Here is an 18795-nt window from a genome sequence, read left to right as displayed (position 1 = left end):
ACGTGAGCGACCTATTATTTGAAATTGAAGATCATCTTTGTTTACTAACATTAAATCGCGTAGGCAAACATAATGCCTTTGATAATACTGTGCTAGCAGAAATGCAAAGCAAACTTGATGCAGCAATCGCTGATCCGCAAGTGCGCGTTATTATCATTAAAGCAAATGGCAAACATTTTTCTGCCGGCGCCGACCTCGGCTGGATGCAGGATATGGCACGTTTTAGTGAAGAAGAAAATCTAAACGATGCCATGGTGCTTGCACGTTTGATGTTTACCTTGAATCAAAGCCCCAAGCCAACCTTAGCAATGGTGCATGGCGCAGCCTTTGGTGGTGGCGCGGGGCTTGCTGCAGCCTGCGATATTGCTATAGCAGCAACGTCTGCACGTTTTTGTTTTTCGGAAGTAAAACTAGGATTAATTCCTGCCGTAATTAGCCCCTATGTGGTAAAAGCTATTGGTGAACGCAGTGCGAAAACATTATTCATGAGTGCCGAGGTGTTTGATGCCAGTAAAGCCCTTGCATTAGGTCTGGTACAACACTGTGTTGCCGAAGAAGAATTATTAGAATTCACCTTAAATTATGCCCAAAAAATTAGTAATAACGCTCCAGAAGCAGTGAAAGCCTCTAAAAACTTGGCAGCTTACGTAGCTAATCAACCAATTAACGAAGAGCTGCTTTATTATACCGCTTCATTGATTGCTAAAAAGAGAGTATCGCCTGAGGGACAACAGGGTCTTAATGCATTTTTAAATAAAGAAACACCTAACTGGAATTAGAGGCTTGCATGTTTAATAAAATTCTTATTGCTAACCGCGGTGAAATCGCCTGCAGAATCATCAAAACAGCACGCTCCATGGGCATTCATACTATAGCGATTTATTCTTCAGTGGATAAAGACAGTTTGCATGTACGCAGTGCCGATAGTGCTTATTATATCGGTGAAGCAACAGCGAAAGAAAGCTACTTAAATGCTGCCGCCATTATCCGTGTCGCTAAAGAAAGTGGCGCTCAAGCCATTCATCCAGGCTATGGTTTTTTATCTGAGAATCCCGAGTTTGCCCAAGCATGTGAAGAAGCAGGCATTGTATTTATTGGCCCATCCGTAGCGGCTATGGAGGCGATGGCTTCCAAACAATTGGCCAAACAACTTTTGGAAAGGTCCAACGTACCTCTAACTCCAGGTTATCACGGCAGTGAACAATCAGAAGAGCATTTGCTAAGCCAAGCAAAAAAAATTGGCTTCCCCGTTTTAATCAAGGCGGCGAATGGCGGTGGCGGTAAAGGTATGCGCACGGTTCATTCTGAAGAAGAATTTAGTGCGGCCTTAGCTGGCGCAAAACGTGAATCAATGGCAAGTTTTGCTGATGATACAATGATTATCGAGAAACTGGTTTTACATCCTCGTCATGTTGAATTGCAAATTATGGCAGATAACCATGGCAATGTGGTCCATATTTTTGAACGTGATTGTTCCATTCAACGCCGTCATCAAAAAATTATTGAAGAGGCTCCAGCTCCAAACCTCTCCCCTGCTTTACGCAAAAGACTAGCAGATGCAGCTTGTGAGGTTGCGCGATCCATAGAATACCGTGGTGCAGGAACCGTAGAATTTTTGGTCGATTCCCAAGAACAATTCTACTTTATGGAAATGAATACTCGATTACAGGTTGAGCATCCGGTTACAGAAATGATTACGGGCCTTGATTTAGTTTCCTGGCAATTAAAGATTGCTGCCGGTGAGCCGTTACCTCTTGCTCAAGAACAAATTAAATCTCAGGGGCATTCTATTGAATGCCGTATTTATGCAGAAGACCCCTATAATGAATTTATTCCCTCTATAGGCCAAATTCATTTTTTAAAAGAACCTGCCGGTGACGGTATCCGCGTAGATACCGGGGTTGAACGCCTCTCGCAAATTACCATGTATTATGACCCGATGATCGCCAAACTCATCATCTGGGGAGCAACTCGCGAAGAAGCATTACAACGCTTGGAACAGGCGCTGAATCATTACCATATTGGTGGCTTAAAAACGAATATTCCCTTTCTTAAAGCAATCTGCCAACACCCCAAGTTTAGTCATGCCGAACTAAGCACTGACTTTTTGGCTAAAGAATCGATTCATTTATCGGCTCCTGATAAAGAAATCGCACAGCTGATGGCAGTGAGCTTTGATTATTTAAATACCATCAATGAAATTGGCGATCCTTTATTACGTGATGCCTTCTCCTGGCAATCTCATGGCTTGGGAAATTGGATATACCGTTATCAAGGTGCTGAAACACGAATTGACGCTATGATTACTCCCATTAATGCCAACCAATTTAAGGTAACAATTAATGAACAAGAACATAGTCTTCGCGCATCCTTAAATGAGATGCAACTGACTATTGAATTGGATCAAAAAAAACACACGGCCGTAGTAGAAAATACAAAAGATGCTTTGACCTTATATACCGCTCAGGGTCAGATTACTCTTGAACGATTTAATTGGAATACACCAGGTGCTCAATCATCAGCACATAAAGGCCAATTAACCGCTCCAATGCCCGCAACTGTAGTAGCTATACTAAAAAATATAGGCGAGCAAGTTAAAACAGGTGATCGCCTAATTGTGCTCGAAGCCATGAAAATGGAACATACCATTCATGCCCCAAATGATGGGATTCTTGCCGAAATTTTTTATACAGTAGGCGCGCAGGTTAATGAAGGTGAAGAACTATTATCGTTAAGCGACCCTAATTAATTCCTGGATTACGGCTACCGCCTAATCCAGCTTAACAGCGAACACAAAGAGATAAATATGGACTATCCGCAGCGCGTGACAATTATCGAAGTAGGACCACGTGATGGACTACAAAATGAATCGGCTTTTGTGTCCAGTAAACATAAAATTGAGTTAATCAATGCATTGAGCCAAACCGGCCTAGAATACATTGAAGTCACCAGCTTTGTTTCTGCAAAAGCCATTCCTCAGTTAGCAGATAATCAGGAAGTCTTCCGTGCAATCAATAAAGCACCATCTATACACTATTCAGCATTGGTTCCCAATGAACGGGGAATGCAAAAAGCCTTAGAGGCCGGTGTGAAAGAAATCGCAATATTTACCGCTGCCAGCGAAGCATTTAATGAGCGCAACATTAACTGCTCTATTGATGAAAGCATCGAGCGTTTTAAACCAGTTCTTGCCTTAGCCAAAGAACAAAACATCAAAGTGCGTGCTTATATTTCCTGTGTTTTAGGTTGTCCTTATGAAGGAAGTATCTCTCCTACCCAAGTAGCTGATGTAGCAAAAAAGCTCTGGGATTTAGATATAGATGAAGTTTCTTTAGGGGACACCATTGGTGTAGGTACCCCCAAGCAAACCCAATTACTCTTAGATGAAGTACTTAAAATCTTACCTTTAGACCAATTGGCAATGCATTTTCATGATACTTATGGTCAGGCGATTGCGAATATTTATGCCTCATTACACCATGGAGTACATCGTTTTGATAGTTCTGTTGCGGGTCTTGGTGGCTGCCCTTATGCTTTGGGGGCTACAGGGAATGTGGCAACTGAAGACGTTTTATATTTAATGCACGGCTTAGGAATAGAGACCGGTGTTGACGTATTTAAAATTGTGGCTGTTGGCGATCTTATTTGTAAGATCCTCGGCCGCAAAAATCAATCAAAAGTTGCCAATGCCTTATTGGCTAATCCTTGTAACTGATGGGGTTGCTTACATTTCCCTAAAAATAGAGAATTAAGAATGAATGAGCTCGTATGGAAACCAAACAATCCACAAACCACTAGAATGTGGCAATTTATGGATTTTGCTGCGGAAAAGCATTGCCAACTGTTTGAAAGTTACCAGGATTTACATACCTGGTCCATCAAACACCCAGACTCATTTTGGTCTACCCTATGTGATTTCTTTCACTTAAAGTTTGATACCCCAGCCCATCAAATTTTAAATTATTACAATGAAATGATGGAGGCTCGTTGGTTTTCTGGAGCCAAATTCAATTTTGCACAGAAACTCTTATCTCGACGAGATGGCCACATCGCATTAATCAGTAGAAATGAAAATAACGAACGGCATGTAATGAGCTATGCAGAATTATATGCCGCAGTAGCGCAATGTGCTGCAGGCTTACAATCCGCCGGGGTTATCAGCGGAGATCGTGTTGTCGCCTTAATGCCAAATACTCATTACACCATTATTGCAATGTTAGCAGCAACCTCGTTGGGCGCAATATGGTCTTCATGCTCCCCTGATTTTGGTACTCAAGCAGCACTGGACCGCTTAGGGCAAGTGGAGCCTAAAGTCTTATTCATTTGCGATGGTCATCAATACAATGGCAAAAAATTTAGTGGTGCAGAAAAAATTAAGCACCTTAGCAGCGCAATGAGTTCTCTAAAACATACCATCATATGCCCTAATGTTAATGAACGAATGGATTTATCTGACTTACCTAAAGCCAGTTTCTGGGATGACTTTCTAAAACCTGCCAAAGAATGTGAATTTGCTTCTGTCCCCTTTGAGCATCCTGTTTATATTATGTTTTCCTCAGGTACCACTGGAAAGCCTAAATGCATCGTTCATGGAGCAGGCGGAACCTTAGTTCAACATATTAAAGAATTGGGATTACATACAGATCTACAAGCTAAAGATAATTTATGCTTTTATACGACCTGCGGCTGGATGATGTGGAACTGGACCGTCTCTGCCTTAGCATTAGGAGTTACTCTAACCTTATATGAAGGTTCGCCAACCTATCCTGAAAATAATCGTCTGTTCAAACTGCTTGAAGAAGAAAAAGTTACCGTATTTGGTACTAGTGCTAAGTTTATTTCTAGCGTTGAAAAAGCTGGAGTCAAACCGAAGGAAGAATTTGATTTAAGCACATTGCGATGCATTCTTTCCACAGGCTCGCCCTTGCTGCCTAAGAACTATGATTATGTATACGAACAAATAAAAAGTGATATCCAACTTAGCTCTATTTCCGGCGGGACCGATATTATTTCCTGTTTTGCTTTAGGTAACCCCATGTTGCCGGTTTATCGTGGTGAATTACAATGTCTAGGCTTAGGAATGGCGGTAGAAGTCTTTGATGATGAAGGAAACTCCATTCAAGAAGAACGCGGCGAATTAGTGTGTACTATGCCCTTTCCGTCCATGCCTGTAAGTTTTTGGAATGATAAGAATCGCGAATTGTATCATCGTGCCTATTTCAATCATTTCCCAGAGGTCTGGGCTCATGGTGATTTTGCGGAAATAACCTCCCATCACGGACTGATTATCTACGGCCGCTCTGATGCAATATTAAACCCTGGCGGAGTCCGCATAGGTACAGCAGAAATCTATCGCCAAGTCGAAAAAATTGATGAAGTACTCGACAGCATTGTCATTGGCCAAGACTGGGAAGATGATGTTCGCGTCATTTTATTTGTTAAATTACGTGAAGAAGTTGATTTGAATGAAGCGTTAATGGATAAAATACGTTCCACTATTCGCAAAAATGCATCTCCACGCCATGTCCCAAGCAAAATAGTGCAAGTAACTGACATTCCCCGCACCATTAGTGGGAAAATAGTTGAAGTGGCAGTTCGACAAGTGGTTCATGGCCAACCCGTAAATAACTTGCAATCACTTGCAAATCCTCAAGCATTAGAAAATTTCAAAAATCGCAAAGAACTTATGAGTTAAGAGCTAATACCAAGGCCTGGCCATGGTATACATAATAAGTTCGGAGTGAGAGGCAAGATAAGTATGGATACCGCGGTCACCGCGGTATCCATACGTTCGAAGTAAAATACAAGATAAGTCTGAATACCACGCTCAAACCGGAGTAATTTGATCTTCGATAAGGTAAAATTAAACAGTGACCGTACACACAAACGCATTCGCGTAATTATCACCCGTTTTAACCGCATTAAGCACTTGGTCATTATTAGTACGGAACTTTCCTTGTCCTAAATAGAAAAAGCGATAACCACATTCTAAGGGAATACTATCAGGTGCGTTTATAAAACGAATACTTGCCCCCACCGTTGCCGAGAATGTAGTGTTATTTCGACTGGAAAATGCGCGGTCAGGAATAACAAAAGAAGCCAGTGCCTGTTCTTCATAATGACTTGCACTCATGAAATTTGGGCCAATACCTGCATCAAAAGCAAGTTTTAGTTTTTCTACTTTGGTATCAAGTACTGTTTTAGCAACAAAATAAAGAGGGATGTGTTGCAATTTATAGCGATAAGAAAGATTGGTAAATTCGTCTTCTTGAATAATAGTACCACGAACCGAAGTCTGGCCTAAGAAAAAAGCATTTATTCCATAGGAAATTGGAAATTTCCCCTGAATTACTGGACCATCAAACAAATACCCCAATCCAACCAAGCCATTACCTTGATTGTGAGTCGTTACTGTATAGCGATTACCTATTAAATCTTCGGCAATATGGATTGTTTGCGCCTTTCCCTGAATTGCAGAATAACCGCCAATTTGAGCAAGAAAGTGCCCTTTAAACGCGGAGCTTACAGGACCCATCGAGCCTGAAAATGCTGCTGAACAACTCAAAGTTGATAATAATGCTACGACTGCGGCATTGTACTTCGTGTTACACAAATACATGGAACATCCTTGTGAAAAAAGGGAAAATCATACAATGTAGCGAACTATTCTGGCAATAGATTTATATATAATCGACATGGTTTTTAAAACCCTCTGTCCCATAACTACCAAAATAATCCTTTGTTTAAGCAAGTAGTTTGTGTATAATTCTAAGCACGGCGTCGATTTGAAATTCAGCTTGCGGACGCTCAAAAAAGACTTCTTTTTTGAAAATACGGCTAAAGCGGGTAGTGTACACCATTCCCACCAAGCCCTCCCAAAAGCATAAATACATAATCTCAGGTTATAACAATGATTGAATTAGTGGGATTAAACAAATCCTTTTCTGGCAAACCTGTTTTACAGGATATCAACTTATTTATCCAGGAAGGTGAAATTTTCGGTATCATTGGCAAAAGTGGTGCGGGAAAATCTACTTTATTAAGATGTATGAATCTATTAGAGCGACCTGATCAAGGTGATGTCATCATTGATGGCCAATACCTGACCAGTCTTTCGCACAAGGATTTAGCACGAGCACGCCATAAAATGGCGATGATCTTCCAACAATTTAACTTGCTTAGCTCAAAAACAGTCTATGACAATATTGCGCTCCCCATGCGCATACAAGGCATAGACGAAGAAAACATCCGTATTAAAATTGAAGAGCTATTGCCAATAGTTGAGTTGTCCGATAAAAAACTGGCTTATCCAAGTCAACTAAGTGGTGGCCAAAAACAACGTGTAGCGATTGCACGTGCGTTAAGCTGTTCACCTAAAATTTTACTTTGTGATGAAGCAACATCGGCCCTGGATCCTGAAACTACCGATTCAATTTTAACCTTATTGAAAAAGATTAATGGCCTCTATGGTATTACCATTATTCTGATTACCCATGAAATGGATGTAGTGAAACGCATTTGCAAACGACTTGCAGTTATTGAACACGGCCGTCTGACCGAAACCACGTCCCTAGCCAATGTATTTAACAAAAAAGATAGCTTAGCCCGCAGTATGCTTTATGCTCAATTGAGTCCAGAACTCCCAGAATGCTTAACAAGCCGGCTCGCCTCTTATGTTACAGATAAACCGTTGCTGCGTTTATTTTTCCAAGGTGAAGAGGCTACTGTTCCCTTCATTAGCCAAACAAGCCGTGAATTAAATCTGGATATCAATATATTGCTGGCGAACATTGATCGTTTTGACACGATAACTTGTGGCGTTCTAATCGTTGAATTAACCGCCCACCCATTATTACTCGAAGCATTCATTGAGCGCTGTGAGCAAGTAAAACTAACTGTGGAGGTTTTAGGTTATGTCCTTCCCGATGGCATATGATTTATTAATTGCAACTGCCGAAACGCTCTATATGGTCGTTACCAGTACTGTATTTGCAGTATTACTTGGACTTCCTTTGGGTACCTTATTGTATTCATCAAATCATATAAAGCAGATGCCAAAATTACATAAATTCTTATCTGTATTTATTAATATGGCACGTTCTATACCCTTTATTATTTTATTAGTGGCAATCATTCCTTTTACCCGACTCATTGTGGGTACTTCAATTGGTATGAATGCAGCGATCGTTCCCTTAACTTTAGGAGCTATCCCCTTCTTTGCCAGACTTGTCGATAATGTCTACCAAAGTTTACCCAATGGACTGATAGAAACAGGTTATGCAATGGGTGCAAATACGAAACAGATTATTTTTCATATCTTACTTCCCGAAGCAAAACCAGCTTTAGTTCATGCAGTCACGGTTACTGCAATTACTCTGGTAAATTACTCAGCCATGGCAGGAACCGTAGGCGCTGGCGGATTAGGTACTTTGGCCATTAATTACGGTTATCAACGTTTCGACGCTGGGATTATGCTCGCAACTGTAGTCGTATTAATTATCATGGTGCAGTTAACTCAAATGTTCGGTGATTATTTAGCAAAACGTTTTGTACATAATTAATTATTGGAGTTGTAAATGCGGATTTTAACTTATATTGTTTTATTATTTAGTCTGGTGGCATGCAATAAGCCCTCCCCTAATACGTTAGTCGTAGGAGCAATTGCAGGGCCTGAAACGGAAATCATCGAAACAGCCAGAGAAGTTGCGAAAAATAAATATGGGATTGATGTTAAAATTATTTCTTTTAACGATTACAACTTACCTAATGAAGCATTACAAGATGGTAGCCTAGATGCCAACGTTTACCAGCACTTACCCTATCTTCAAGCTGCAGTTAAAGCACACCATTATAATCTGGAGGCGATTGGACGTACCTTCGTTTACCCAGTGGGTATCTATTCCACGAAGTTCAAAGAGCTAGATAACCTGCCTGAAAACGCAGTGATTGCCATACCTAATGATCCAAGTAATGAGCTACGTGCATTACAATTATTAGAAAAAGCACATTTAATTACTTTAAAAAATAATGAAAGTAGCGGATTAAAAGACATAGCTACCAATCCTCATCACTTTCAATTTAAAGAAATGGATGCAGCACAATTACCAAGAGTACTACCTGATGTGGATGCTGCGGTTATCAACACTACCTTTGCGCTACCTGCAGGCTTAACGCCATCTCGTGATGCGCTCTTTACTGAAGATAAAGATTCACCTTATGCCAACATCATTGTAATTCGCAGTGATAGCCCTAAAAAAGCTCAGCTGGAATTATTTGTGAAAGCATTAAACTCTGATGCAGTAAAAGAAAAAGCGAAAACACTATTCGGTGATGCAGCCATTCCCGCATGGTAAAATAAATCATTAACGTAACCTGCTTGAGAGCAACCAGGTTACGTTAAAAATAAACTCTTGTAGAACGGCATCTAAACTCTTAATTTCTAAACTATCTTAATCCTACCTTAATAAAAATAGTGTTATACTTAGCTTATTATCAAGTATAGAGGTATCAGATTATGGCTACTGGTTTTTTCAATCGTGTTGCAAATGCCCTACGAAATAAGCTAACCCCATCAGCTCCCTTGATTGGTGGTTCAGATCAAAACCCAACAAGACCTGAAGAACGTGGCCTGTTAAATAGGATTATTGGTGACCGAGTCGCCTATCCACGATTTAGCCCTGGTGCCCTACAGCAACTTTCTGAAGAACACCTAGAATATCTGCCCAGCATTGGCCTAGGAAAAAATGCCAAATTAGCTACTGATGCTGTTGATAAATTTGTTGCCAATCGAGTGGATGATGTTCTGAAGCTAAAAGAAGCAAAAACTCCAAGTGGCACCTTAATTCATGAAAAATTAAGTGATGCTGCTGCAGATAAAAAAGATGCGATTAGAGCGGTCAAAAAAGAAATAAATGAACTATTAAGCAGTAAAGCTCTTGAAGAAGGGGCTAAGAAAGAATACAACGCATCGATGGCAGCATTCCAGCAATTATTAGCCGGCCCAAAAAAGTTTCATGTACAAGAAGTACATGGACTTTTGGAAGACATTACTAATAAGACCCGAACTTCCCTGGAAAAACAACAAAAAAGTGAAATCGAGCAACTAAATACACTCTTTGAAGATGAAGATTTTCAAGCTAATATTACAACAGCACTCGATCTTCCTGATGATGAAGAGGAAAATAAAAAGGCTTTAGAAGCTGTTAAAGTAAGCATGTGCAAAGATTTATCAAATAAACATGAAGAGCAATTAAAAGCTTTTGACAAGAATGTTATCCAGGCAAAAGCTGATTTACATAAAGCAGCAGAACAACAACTAAAAGCATTCTTATTTATGGCTGATTTAAATAAAAATGATCCTAAAATGCATGCAATGATCGAACGCCTCGCTGAAGAGAATCGAGAAAATGCAGCAAATATTTTAGTAGATATCTCTGAGGATAGAGCCGAGATAAACTGTGTGAAACTTGATCAATTGAAGTTTATTCAACGGCTGGGTGGAGGAGAAATAAAAACCACTAAAGCGGAAGATGGCAGCCTATCCTATTCATTAGATATGGGGATGAAGTTTACTAATCCTCGTTACTATTTTAATGATCATCATAAAAAAGACATGGAGACCATGGCACAAGCAATCCGTGCTTCTGGCTCTGAAAGCATTACCATGTCGCTTAATTTTAAAAATGAGAAAATAGCCCAAGAACGGGGACGCCAGGCTTTTGAAGCCTGTTTAAAAAGTGGTTTTCCACCTGAAAATATCAATATCAAAGTCAATGGTGTTCTTTATACTTATAAACCTGCCGAAAAAGATGGTAAACCGGAAAATCAAGCTATTTCAAGCCTCTATTATGATGATAAGAACCCAGATAAAAATAAAAGGGCAAGATATGAAACAGTTGTCAAGGACTCAGCGAAAACTCGTGAGGCTTTAGATAATATAATTAAAGAAGGAGTTAAGGACAGACTTAAAAGTTCAGCTCCTGGAGATCTTACTTCAATTAAAAATGAGTTACAGGAATTAAAACGCAGATCAGCAGAAGTTAGTATGGGCGTTAATCCAGTATCTAATCAAGAGCATGATGATACTCGTACTTTGAGTCACTAGTAGAGGCTGTTCAAAAAATTCCACTGTTCCTTAATCCTTAATTCTGTTATTTTGTACGCGGAAATAACGGGTTAAAGCTAAAAGGAGATGGCTATGAGTGCTCGTGGTTTTGATGAAGAAGAAAATGAACTGGAAGATGATAGCGACAGCGCTATCATCGCTACTGAAGCAAACCCCTCTACAAAGTTAGAACGCAGACGTAAAATAGAGGAATTACTGGAAGAGAAACTCTTAAGAGAAGAGATAGCAGAATTCGGCTAATTTTAACCTGGGTTAGCTAGCGTAGACTAACCCAGGTTCCTATATCCTACCTCAATATCCAATAACAATTTTATATATCCCTGTTAGACTTTCTCGAACACCCGCAGCTTGATAGCAAAATACAACACTGAAGGAACTCGCTGTTTAGTTGCCGTTAAAGGAAGTCTTGGTTGCAAATAATGCAAGTAACCAGGCTCTGTTATTTTAATTTTTTAAGGCACATAGATATCAAAGCGTATAGTTTTACCTTCTATACTAGCATTAGCGGGTAGCAATGGTTTTACTTTTTGCGGCCATTTCACTACGACCCTTTGCTTTACACGAGTAATCGCTGTTTCAATTAACTCCAGCGCATCCTCATCCGCGCCTATCATTTGCTGTAAGGCTTGCATGTCTTTTTTGACTAAAGCAGATTTGTTGCGTTCGGGATGCATTGGATCAATGTAAATAACATCGGGATATTCTGTTGTGGGTAGTTGCTTTAAAAAAGACATCGTATCGCATGCATGTAATGATAATGGTAATGGTAATGGTAATTGCTGCTTATCTTGTTCCCCTTGGCGAGATAAAGCATCTGCCAGCAAAGCAGCCATAACAGGATGCCGCTCTAACATCAGTACTTCAGCACCAAAACTTGCTAAAACAGCCGCATCACGCCCCCAACCGGCAGTAGCATCGATAATTTTTAAACCCTGTGTTGGCTTGCATGCGCGTACTAACCCCTGCTTTTTCCCCTCTTGTCGGCGTTTCATCCAATGAGCCGCCTGAAAGTCGGGAGAAAGCAAAGAAAAACGATGCATTTTTAAGGCAAGGCCTTCTTCACTAAGAAAAAGGCAAGGATTTGCATCCTTGTCTAAATCAAAGTGTAACTGTTCTGCCAATACTAAAGCTTGGTCATGCAAGCAGTTATCAGCATAACCTACAGCAGAAACAGTAATCATGCGAGCTGTAATAAAGAAATGTCAGCAACACCCTGCAGTAACTTTTGTAAACTCGCTAACAGGGCCAAACGATTCGCCTTGATTGCCTCATCGTCGACCATAACCATCACTTTATCAAAAAATGCATCTACAGGTTCTTTGAGGCTTGCCAGTAACTTCAACAACGCACCATACTCGGCAGACACATACAAAGGCTCAACAGCTTGTTTAACTTGATTAATATGACTAAATAAAGACTGTTCTGCCCCCTCTTCGAGTAAAGATTCATTAATCGCTGCCAGCGTATTTTCTCCAGCATGATTCAATAAGTTATTTACACGCTTACATGCCGCTGAAAGTGAAGCGGCTTCAGGAAGGCTAATAAAGATTTGCAATGCATGTAAACGCTTGTCCAAATCATATAACCAATGATCTTGACGAGCACATACTGCATGAACTAAGTCAACACCTAAGCCCTGAGCTTGATAATAAGATTGTAACCGCTCGAGAATAAATGTTTTTAACTCAAGAATTAAATTCGGCTCAATACTTATCGCATTCCCATAATGCACTACCGCTTGCTCAAGTATGGTGTTCAAACTTAAAGGCGCAGGAATTGCAATTAATAAACGCACAACCGCTAAAGCATGGCGTCTTAATTTAAATGGATCTTTAGCTCCAGAAGGTTTTTGCCCAATAGCAAAAATTCCTACTAAGGTATCAATACGATCCGCTAAAGATAAAGCCATACCTAAAGTAGACTCAGGTAAAGCATCCGCGGCAAAACGAGGCATATATTGCTCATTTAGCGCTTGTGCTACCGCTGGGTTTTCACCATCATGAACAGCATAATAGTACCCCATTAAGCCTTGTAATTCAGGAAACTCGCCTACCATTCCCGTTAATAAATCACACTTACTCAACTCCGCAGCACGCTCAGCCTGCTCTAAAGACAAATTCAATGCCGGACTTAAGTAACTCATCATTAATTTAACACGCAAAGCCTTATCCTGCAGACTACCCAGCTTAGCCTGAAACACAACCTGCTCAGTCGCTGCGATATGACTACTTAGTGGTTGTTTTTTATCTTGTCTAAAGAAAAACGCCGCGTCACTTAAACGGGCACGCATTACTTTTTCATTACCTAAAATAACTTGCTGTGGGTTTTTGCTCGCAATGTTAGAAACAGTGATGAAATGAGGTAATAATTTTCCTTGCTGATCTTTTAAAGCAAAACACTTCTGATGCGATTGCATAGAAGCGATTAACGATTCAGCAGGAACCTCAAGAAACTCTTCTTCAAAATTTGCCATTAAAGCCTGTGGCCATTCAACAATGGATGTGACCTCATCCAATAAATCATCCGGCATTACTACATTAGCTTGTCGGCTAGCGGCCAATTTTTCAATTTGCTCTTTGATCACTTGTTTTCTAAATGCGAAATCCGCAAGAACCAATCCTTCTTTCATTTGTGCTTCATAGCTTTGTGCTGACGCTATTTCTATCGGTTCTGGATGATGGAAACGATGTCCTCTACTATGCCGACCCGTCTTAATACCCAGTAATTGATGCTCAATTACCTCATCGCCATAAAGCATGACAGCCCAATGCACAGGGCGAGCAAACTCATCATCACCATCGCCCCAACGCATGGATTTTGCAATCGGCAATGCAGCCAATGCCTGGCTTACTAAGCCTGGTAATAATTCGCTTGTCTTTTTCCCATCGCTCATACTTTCATAGATAATCCAATCGCCTTTATCCGTAGCGATCCGAGAAAGTTGCTCTAACTCAACACCACAGGATTTAGCAAAACCAAGTAATGCTGGAGCAGGTTTCCCTTCTTTGTCATAAGCAGCAGCCACTGCTGGACCACGTCTAACTACCAGTTGGCTTTGTTGTTCCGCTTGTAACTCCTGGATAATCAGAGCAATACGTCTCGGAGTAGCAAAACGTTTTACTTGCCCATAACTTAATTGAGCTTTATCTAAAGCTGCTAATAATTGATTTGCAAACTCGTCTGCCAAAGGCCAAACGGAACCAGAAGGTAGCTCTTCACAACCTAATTCAAATATAAAATCGTTGACCATTACACACCTTTTGCCATAGGAAAGCCCAATGCTTCGCGTGCTTCATAATAAGCTTGCGCCACTGCTCTTGATAATTGTCGTACACGTAAGATATAACGCTGTCTTTCAGTAACAGAAATCGCTTTACGCGCATCAAGAAGATTAAATGAGTGAGACGCTTTAATCACCATTTCATATGCAGGAAGTGGTAATTGCAAGGCAATCAACTTTTGCGCCTCACCTTCATAATAATCGAATTGCTTAAATAACTCGTCTACATTGGCATGTTCAAAATTATATGCAGACATTTCTACTTCGTTTTGATGGAACACATTTCCATAGGTCACCATACCATTTGCCGTATTGCTCCATGGTAAATCAAATAAATTATCTACACCAAGAATATACATCGCCAGTCGCTCAAGACCATAAGTCAATTCGCCGGTCACAGGCTTACAGGGTAAACCACCCGCTTGTTGGAAATAAGTAAATTGAGATACTTCCATACCATTTTGCCAGACTTCCCAACCTAAGCCCCAGGCTCCTAAAGTAGGTGACTCCCAGTTGTCTTCAACAAAACGGATGTCATCACCTAAAGGATCCACGCCCAATGCGCGCAAGGAATCCAAATATTTTTCTTGGATATCTAAAGGAGATGGCTTTAGCACAACCTGAAATTGGTAGTAATGCTGTACCCTGTTGGGGTTATCGCCGTAACGGCCATCTGTAGGTCGTCTTGAAGGTTGAACGTAGGCAGCATACCAAGGCTCTGGCCCTATAGCGCGTAAAAACGTTGCCGGATGAAAAGTACCCGCACCTACCTCCATATCAAAGGGTTGCAATATAACGCATCCTTGAGCCGCCCAATATTGTTGCAGGGTGAGAATAATATCCTGAAATGTAGTTGGTTTTGTCATGAAAATCTCAAAAAAAAGCGATGGTGATTATTTTAACGCAGAATATACGAAATATGAACTGGCCGTGATAGTGGCTCGTCATCCTGAAGAGTTTACGATGAAGGCCCCTGAAGCAGGTACTATACCAGCCCCAGGAGGCCCCACCTCGTTCGGGATAACATGCCTGACTGAATTATTTACAGTTCAAAAGGAATTATATATTTAGGCTTAGTTGCCAGCTGCTTTCTTAATTAACTCTTGTAATGATTCTTCGCTCGCAGCACCAGGAATGAATGAAGGCTCAGTACCTGCTTTAAATTGGCCGTCTGGAGTAGAGGCAACGATAAAGGCAGGAGTTCCCATCAAGTGTAATTTTTCAGCTAATGCGCGGTTTGCTTCTAATACTTGAGCAACTTCTTTGCCATCCATATCAGTTTTGAATTTCTTCATATCTAAACCAATTGACTTGGCTGCATCCATAACCATTTTATCATTTAAGCGCTTATCAATGCTGATTAAAGCATGGTGCATTTGTTGGTATTTACCTTGCATACCAGCTGCTAAAGCTGCTTTTGAAGCTAATTCTGAGCTCTTACCAAAAATTGGGAACTCTTTGTAAATTACTCTTAAGTCACTGTCTTTCTTAAGTAGGCTGCTAATAACTGGCGCCATTTTTTTGCAATGAATGCATTGGTAGTCAAAAAATTCAACAATAGTTACATTACCTTTTGGGTTACCAACAATTGTCGTTTTACCCATGAATAATTGATCAGTATTTTCTTTAATTGCTGATTGAGCTTGTTGCTGCATATTTTGTTGTTGTTTTTGTTGCAGCGCTTGTGAGGCTTCCAATAAAACTTCTGGGTTAGCTACTAAATAATCATGCACAACTTTTTCAACTTCCTTTTTTTGTGCATCAGACATAGTAGGAGCAGTATTATCATCTGCCATAACTGCGGGTGATACTAAAGATGCAGTCAGTGCTCCAACTGTTAACAGATTTGTAAATTTCACACAATTCCCCTTATTTAATAGTAATATACTTCCAATCGGCACCCTAGCATTCACTAGGGAAAAATTCAATAGTTAGGGTATTTTAAACTTGACGCAGCTAGGCTTCGATGATCAAATTTGCATATGCTAACACCAACCATTTCACCCCATGCTCTCTAAATTTAACCTGCACGCGAGTATGCGCCCCACTCCCTTCAACTGCCAGAACAACACCCTGACCAAATTTTGCATGGGATACACTTTGCCCCAAAGGTAGGCCCGCATCTTGAGCCTGGACTTTCGCAATCATCGGCTCTTTAGTTCGTGGAGCAAAATTTGTAGAAGCAGGTGATTGGAAACGTGCTTTAACCCGCACCTCATCCAACAACTCTTGCGGCAATTCACGTAAAAATCGGGAAGGACGGTGATATTCTTCACGTCCGTACTGTCGTCGAACCTCGGCGTAAGACAAAATTAGTTTCTTCATTGCCCGAGTCATACCGACATAACATAAGCGGCGTTCTTCTTCTAAACGTCCAGGCTCTTCCATGGATTGTTTTCCTGGAAATACCCCCTCCTCCAAACCGACTAAAAACACGGTAGGAAATTCCAAACCTTTAGCCGCATGCAAGGTCATTAAATGGACGGAACGCTCATGATCATCTGCTTGCATTTCACCTGCCTCTAAAGAAGCATGTGCCAAAAAAGCATTGACTAAAGGTAGCTCTTCGTCTTCGTCTTGCTCATAACGGAATTGCTTCGCGGCATTGATCAATTCTTGCAAGTTATCAAGACGCGATTCTGATTTATCTCCTTTGATCTTGCTAAAGTGCGCATATAAGCCACTCATCTGAATGACTGAGGATAATTGTTCATCCAACGCTATATCCGCGGTATTCCGTTGTAACTCTTCGATGAGATCAATAAATTTAGCTAATGAGGAGCCTGCGCGTTGAGGTAAGGCTCCAGATTGAAGCAAGTCTTTAGCCGCATGCCATAAAGAAGATTCTTTTGCTTTCGCATGAAGGCGTACATCATCCAAAGTTTTTTCGCCAATACCGCGCGTTGGGAAATTCACCACCCGTTCAAATGCCGTATCATCCCCAGGATTAACCAGCATACGTAAATAAGCTAAGGTATCTTTAACTTCTGCTCGATCAAAGAAGCGCAAACCACCATAGATACGATAAGCAATACCCGCACGTAAAAGTGCTTCTTCAATTACCCGCGACTGGGCGTTGGAACGATATAAAATAGCGATTTCATCGGCACTAGCGCCTTGATTAATTTCCATCATGATGCGCTCGCTAATGAAACGGGCCTCTTCCAACTCGTTAAACGCACTGAATACTAAAATCTTTTCACCAGCCCCCCCGGCCGTCCATAAGTCTTTCCCCATACGCGAATTGTTATGAGTAATTAAGGCATTGGCTGCGTCAAGAATAGTCGAGGTAGAACGGTAGTTTTGTTCTAGGCGAATAACTTGTGTCCCTTTAAAATCACGAGCAAATTGCTGAATATTTTCAACCTTTGCACCACGCCAACCATAAATGGACTGATCATCATCACCCACCGCAAGTACCGCCGTATCTTCTCCAGCTAAAAGACGTATCCAGGCATATTGTATTGTATTGGTATCCTGAAACTCATCAACCAAAATGGCCTGAAAACGCTGGCGGTAATGTGCCAAAATATCTGGATTATCACGCAGTAACTCATGGGTGCGGAGTAATAATTCGGCAAAATCAATAACCCCAGCAGTCTGGCAAGCTTGTTCATAAGCAGTATAAATCGCCAATAAGGTTCTACCAGGACCATAACTTAGGGTGTGCACATGCTGAGGTCGAAGGCCTTCATCTTTGCGACCATTAATAAAAGATTGTGCTTGTTTCACCGGCCATTGCTCCGAATCTAAATTCAATGCTGCGATAACCCGTTTAATTACTCGCGCTTGATCTTCTGAATCCAGAATATGGAATTGCTCCGGTAAATTCGCTTCTTTATAGTGGCGACGTAATAAGCGGTGGCATAAACCATGGAACGTACCAACCCATAAACCCAATACTGGGGTTGTTAGCATGTTATTAAGACGCGCCCGCATTTCTCCAGCTGCTTTATTAGTGAAGGTTACCGCAAGAATACCATGGGGTGAAAGCTGTTCTTTCTCAATCAACCAGGCGATACGGCTAACTAAAACTTTCGTCTTACCACTACCTGCCCCAGCCAAAACCAAAGTATTACCAAGCGGTGCCGAAACCGCTTCGCGTTGTCGCTCATTAAGGCCATTGAGAAGTGCAGCGATACTCATACATTTATTCCAACTAAAAACTGTGCGCATATTATCATTAATTTAGTATATAAAAACTATAAAAATATTGTCTTTCCCGTGACTGACGATCTCGCAGCATCTAGGAAGCTGCGGAAATTCGGAGCGTATTTTAGAGCGAGTACCCAAACAAATCAGTGGTGTTTGAAGCATAAGATCCTGTTTTCTATGAGCCCCTTGCTTTCTGCCTGTTCCCAGAGCAGAATAAAGGGCATTAAACCCATTG

The 18795-nt window shown here is 40.9% G+C and carries 16 protein-coding genes; 10 read left to right on the top strand and 6 right to left on the bottom strand.

Translation table 11 applies throughout. From position 1 onward, the window contains the following. The first annotated feature begins 2 nt into the window (after window positions 1–2). Genes ACQY7T_RS04625 through ACQY7T_RS04610 form a run of 4 tightly spaced genes read left to right on the top strand, consistent with a single transcriptional unit; the run spans window position 3 to window position 5695 of the window. A complete protein-coding gene (locus ACQY7T_RS04625; RefSeq protein WP_428411537.1) occupies window positions 3–779 on the top strand; it encodes an enoyl-CoA hydratase-related protein in 777 nt (258 codons plus the stop codon). Between the two features lie 8 nt (window positions 780–787). Next, entirely contained in the window at window positions 788–2749 is a 1962-nt protein-coding gene (locus ACQY7T_RS04620) for an acetyl/propionyl/methylcrotonyl-CoA carboxylase subunit alpha (protein ID WP_428411536.1), read from the top strand. Between the two features lie 57 nt (window positions 2750–2806). Next, the gene (locus ACQY7T_RS04615) at window positions 2807–3715 is read left to right on the top strand and encodes a hydroxymethylglutaryl-CoA lyase (RefSeq protein ID WP_428411535.1); all 909 of its coding nucleotides are present in this window, start codon (window positions 2807–2809) and stop codon (window positions 3713–3715) included. A gap of 39 nt (window positions 3716–3754) precedes the next feature. Then, the gene (locus ACQY7T_RS04610; protein WP_428411534.1) at window positions 3755–5695 is read left to right on the top strand and encodes an acetoacetate--CoA ligase; all 1941 of its coding nucleotides are present in this window, start codon (window positions 3755–3757) and stop codon (window positions 5693–5695) included. A 168-nt stretch (window positions 5696–5863) separates the two neighbouring features. On the opposite strand, the gene ACQY7T_RS04605 is transcribed toward ACQY7T_RS04610, so the two are convergent. Further along, complete coding sequence (locus ACQY7T_RS04605) at window positions 5864–6619, bottom strand: hypothetical protein (protein WP_428411533.1); 756 nt, start codon at window positions 6617–6619, stop codon at window positions 5864–5866. Window positions 6620–6910: 291 nt separating this feature from the next. Here ACQY7T_RS04605 and ACQY7T_RS04600 point away from each other — a divergent pair, with 291 nt between their 5' ends. From ACQY7T_RS04600 to ACQY7T_RS04580, 5 genes are all read left to right on the top strand, one after another. Then, window positions 6911–7936, top strand: a complete 1026-nt coding sequence (locus ACQY7T_RS04600) for a methionine ABC transporter ATP-binding protein (RefSeq protein ID WP_428411532.1) — start codon at window positions 6911–6913, stop codon at window positions 7934–7936. Then, on the top strand, window positions 7914–8561 hold the full coding sequence (locus ACQY7T_RS04595) for a methionine ABC transporter permease (protein WP_428411531.1): 648 nt from the start codon (window positions 7914–7916) through the stop codon (window positions 8559–8561). The genes ACQY7T_RS04600 and ACQY7T_RS04595 overlap by 23 nt, the downstream gene beginning before the upstream one ends. A gap of 15 nt (window positions 8562–8576) precedes the next feature. Beyond that, on the top strand, window positions 8577–9353 hold the full coding sequence (locus tag ACQY7T_RS04590; RefSeq protein ID WP_428411530.1) for a MetQ/NlpA family ABC transporter substrate-binding protein: 777 nt from the start codon (window positions 8577–8579) through the stop codon (window positions 9351–9353). A 161-nt stretch (window positions 9354–9514) separates the two neighbouring features. Next, complete coding sequence (locus ACQY7T_RS04585) at window positions 9515–11104, top strand: hypothetical protein (RefSeq protein ID WP_428411529.1); 1590 nt, start codon at window positions 9515–9517, stop codon at window positions 11102–11104. A gap of 93 nt (window positions 11105–11197) precedes the next feature. Continuing rightward, window positions 11198–11365, top strand: a complete 168-nt coding sequence (locus ACQY7T_RS04580; protein WP_428411528.1) for a PA3496 family putative envelope integrity protein — start codon at window positions 11198–11200, stop codon at window positions 11363–11365. A gap of 212 nt (window positions 11366–11577) precedes the next feature. On the opposite strand, the gene ACQY7T_RS04575 is transcribed toward ACQY7T_RS04580, so the two are convergent. Genes ACQY7T_RS04575 through glyQ form a run of 3 tightly spaced genes read right to left on the bottom strand, consistent with a single transcriptional unit; the run spans window position 11578 to window position 15271 of the window. After that, window positions 11578–12306 carry a class I SAM-dependent methyltransferase gene (locus ACQY7T_RS04575; RefSeq protein ID WP_428411527.1) on the bottom strand — a complete coding sequence of 243 codons (729 nt, stop codon included), beginning with the start codon at window positions 12304–12306 and terminating at the stop codon, window positions 11578–11580. After that, window positions 12303–14375: a glycine--tRNA ligase subunit beta gene (glyS, locus tag ACQY7T_RS04570; protein WP_428411526.1), complete on the bottom strand. Its 2073-nt coding sequence runs from the start codon at window positions 14373–14375 to the stop codon at window positions 12303–12305. Before glyS ends, ACQY7T_RS04575 begins: the two co-directional genes overlap by 4 nt. Further along, on the bottom strand, window positions 14375–15271 hold the full coding sequence (gene glyQ, locus ACQY7T_RS04565; RefSeq protein WP_428411525.1) for a glycine--tRNA ligase subunit alpha: 897 nt from the start codon (window positions 15269–15271) through the stop codon (window positions 14375–14377). The genes glyS and glyQ overlap by 1 nt, the downstream gene beginning before the upstream one ends. Between glyQ and ACQY7T_RS04560 the strand changes: the two genes are divergently transcribed. Next, entirely contained in the window at window positions 15270–15476 is a 207-nt protein-coding gene (locus tag ACQY7T_RS04560; RefSeq protein ID WP_428411524.1) for a hypothetical protein, read from the top strand. The two genes, glyQ and ACQY7T_RS04560, sit on opposite strands and share 2 nt — an antisense overlap. Before the next feature lie 2 nt (window positions 15477–15478). Here ACQY7T_RS04560 and ACQY7T_RS04555 read toward each other — a convergent pair whose 3' ends face one another. After that, window positions 15479–16264 (bottom strand): DsbA family protein, encoded by a 786-nt coding sequence (locus tag ACQY7T_RS04555; RefSeq protein WP_428411523.1) that lies wholly within the window; start codon window positions 16262–16264, stop codon window positions 15479–15481. Between the two features lie 97 nt (window positions 16265–16361). Next, window positions 16362–18551, bottom strand: a complete 2190-nt coding sequence (gene uvrD / locus ACQY7T_RS04550; RefSeq protein ID WP_428411522.1) for a DNA helicase II — start codon at window positions 18549–18551, stop codon at window positions 16362–16364. Window positions 18552–18795: the final 244 nt, after the last annotated feature.

It is taken from the genome of Legionella sp., from assembly GCF_965140895.1.
Lineage (GTDB): Bacteria > Pseudomonadota > Gammaproteobacteria > Legionellales > Legionellaceae > Legionella.
Note: the sequence above shows the minus strand (reverse complement) of the source record. Positions and strands in the feature narration are given on the sequence as shown.